This window comes from Hafnia paralvei ATCC 29927 (genome assembly GCF_001655005.1).
GTDB classification, from domain to species: Bacteria; Pseudomonadota; Gammaproteobacteria; order Enterobacterales; family Enterobacteriaceae; genus Hafnia; species Hafnia paralvei.
The window spans coordinates 1-2,786 of sequence record NZ_LXET01000035.1; the positions used below are offsets into that span (position 1 = coordinate 1).

At 42.8% G+C, this 2,786-nt stretch carries 5 protein-coding genes; all 5 read left to right on the forward strand.

All coding sequences use genetic code 11. The features are described 5' to 3' along the window. On the forward strand, nucleotides 1-574 hold a 574-nt coding region (locus M988_RS08775; protein ID WP_211271677.1), incomplete at its 5' end, for an S-type pyocin domain-containing protein. Further along, nucleotides 571-1,038 (forward strand): DUF6392 family protein, encoded by a 468-nt coding sequence (locus M988_RS08780; RefSeq protein ID WP_064573719.1) that lies wholly within the window; start codon nucleotides 571-573, stop codon nucleotides 1,036-1,038. The genes M988_RS08775 and M988_RS08780, both read left to right, overlap by 4 nt. Before the next feature lie 369 nt (nucleotides 1,039-1,407). Beyond that, a complete protein-coding gene (locus M988_RS08785) occupies nucleotides 1,408-1,875 on the forward strand; it encodes a DUF6392 family protein (protein WP_064573720.1) in 468 nt (155 codons plus the stop codon). A 250-nt stretch (nucleotides 1,876-2,125) separates the two neighbouring features. Further along, nucleotides 2,126-2,248: a hypothetical protein gene (locus M988_RS23250; RefSeq protein ID WP_262984606.1), complete on the forward strand. Its 123-nt coding sequence runs from the start codon at nucleotides 2,126-2,128 to the stop codon at nucleotides 2,246-2,248. Next, nucleotides 2,245-2,709, forward strand: coding sequence for a DUF6392 family protein (locus tag M988_RS08790; RefSeq protein ID WP_064573722.1), 465 nt, complete (start codon nucleotides 2,245-2,247; stop codon nucleotides 2,707-2,709). The genes M988_RS23250 and M988_RS08790 overlap by 4 nt, the downstream gene beginning before the upstream one ends. Nucleotides 2,710-2,786 lie beyond the last annotated feature (77 nt).

Genomic DNA, 2,786 nt, shown 5'->3' on the forward strand with positions numbered 1-2,786 from the left:
GGGACATCAGGATAGCCCAAGTTTACCATCGTCCATAACGGTACTGCCGATCCCTGAGAAGGTCGGAAGCGATATCGAGAGTTATCCCGCGCCGACTGAGGGGGATTTTGAGGATTACATTCTTGTTTTCCTCGGGACGGATATGCCTCCGATTTATATCTACCTGAGTAAGCCACCGGTAGAGTTTTTGGAGGTAGAGCTATACAGTGACTTTAAGCGCCGATCTCGGCAGGGGAAATATGAGGCCGATCATATGCCATCTAAGGCTGCCGTTAAGGCTCATATTAGGAGAATGAACCCTAAGCTTGATGAGACTACGTTGGAGGAACTGGCACAGGATGTAGCTGCTATTGTGATCCCGAAGGATGTACATCAGAAAATCAGTGAAACCTACGGTGGACGCAATAAAGTAGAGCAAGTTGAGCTGGACTCACGAGATTTGCGGGCTGCGGTGGATCGTAATCTGGATGCCATCAAGCCAGCGCTGAAAGAGCGTGGTGCTACAGAGTCTCAGATAGAAACGGCAAGGGCGAAAATGCATCAACTGAATGACAGTATGGGATTATACAAATGACCGTGAATGTAGATGCGTTGATACGCAGTCTTGGAAAAAGTTATAACGAAATATTTGATGCTGGGTTAATTCCCTATAAAACAGAACCTAAGTCATCTTCAGGCGAACCCTTTGTGTTTCTAGATATGGCGAAGGAAGGGATATTCTTATCATTCAAACGTGATGGACGGATTCTTAAGGAAATGACACTAAGGATTCAGAATGACAAGATTAAAAATTGGGAATTCCCTAACGTATTGCCACCGCCATTACAGGAAAATATGTCCCGACAGTGGATGCATGAAAATTTTGGTACGCCTATACGTAGTGCGCCTCCAGAAATTGTAATGAAACGAGCTTTTGGTTGGACTGAGCTTTATGCTCTTGACGATTTTCACATCCCAATAACTATGCAGGTGTCTTATGACCTCATGGAAAACGTAAAATCAATCACTTTTATGCCAACATCAGAATTACGCTGGTAGGTTTGCTATGGTGCTCCAGTCATGGAGCACCTACTAAGATGTTTTCAGGTGCGGATTATTTCCCCAGCGCGGGATAACCGATCTGAGGCGCAATTACCCTGATTTTAAAAAAATCTCAAATAGAAGCTCTTTCCAAAGATGTCGGTTTTATCGCTATTCCAAAAGAAATACATAGAAAAGTTAGTGAAACTTTTGGTGGACGCAATAAATCTGAACAAATCAAGGCTGATGTTCAAGATTTACGAGCAGCTGTGGATCGAAACATAGACCCCATCAAGCCAGTACTGAAAGAGCAGGGTGCAACAGATCAGCAGATCGAAGTTGCGCGCGAGAACTGCATAAAATTAATGACAGCATGGGGCTGTACTAATGACAGTGAATATTAACGAATTAATTAGTAGTCTAGGAAAGAGCTACCTAGAGCTTATTGATAATGGGCTAATCACATACAAAAGTCCTCCAACAGCTTCTTCAGGTGATCCAGACCTCAGTCTGGATATGGCAAAAGAGGGGCTTTTCTTATCTTTTAAGCGAGATGGACGGGTTTTACAGACGGTCATCTTAAGAATTCAGCATGACAAAGTGAGTAATTGGGTTTTCCCGAATGAACTGCCATCACCGTTACAAAAAAACATGTCGCGGCAGTGGGTACATGAACATATTGGTGTGCCGCTAAGAAGCGTACCGCCAAAAGTTATTATGAAACGAGCTTTTGGATGGTCTGATCTTTATGAAGCAAAAGGGACGGCGGTGCCTACCAATATGCAAATCAGCTATGACGTTATGGATAACGTTAGATCTGTTGCCTTCATTCCAACATCAGAATTACGCTGGTAGGTTTTCTATGGTGCTCCAGTCATGGAGCACCTACTAAGATGTTTTCAGGTGCGGATTATTTCCCCTGCGCGGGACAACCGATCTGAGGCGCAATTACCCTGATTTTAAAAAAATCTCAAATAGAAGCTCTTTCCAAGGATGTCGTTTTTATCGCTATTCCAAAAGAAATACATAGAAAGTTAGTGAAGCTTTTGGTGGACGCAATAAATCTGAACAAATCAAGGCTGATGTTCAAGATTTACGAGCAGCGGTGGATCGAAACTTAGATCCCATCATGCCAGCACTGAAAGAGCAGGGTGCAACAGATCAGCAGATCGAAGTTGCGCGCGAGAAAATGCATAAAATTAATGACAGCATGGGGCTATACAAATGACCGTGAATATAGAGGCGCTGATACGTAGCCTTGGAAATAGTTATCAGGAAATATTTGATTCTGGTCTAATTCCTTATAAAACTAAGCCCACAGGTGCTTCTGGGGATCCTGTTATTTGCCTTGATATGGTGAAAGAAGGTGTTTTCTTGGCGTTTGATAGAAATGATCAAAAACTAAAGGAAGTAACTATATATATTCAAAGGGATATTAAAGGATGGTCGTTTCCCTATATTTTGCCTTCGCCGTTACAGAAGAGTATGTCTAGGCAGTGGATGCACGATGTCTATGGCAAACCTGAACGCAGTATTGAGCCTAGAGTTGTTATGAAAAGAACATTTGGGTGGGTTGAGCTGTTTACAGTTGAAGGTTTTCATATTCCTGTAAGTATGCAGGTTAATTATGACTTAATGGAAATGGTGATGGAGGTTGCATTTTTACCAACATCAGAATTACGCTGGTAGGTTTGCTATGGTGCTCCAGTCATGGAGCACCTACTAAGATGTTTTCAGGTGCGGATTATTTCACCAGCGCTGGACAA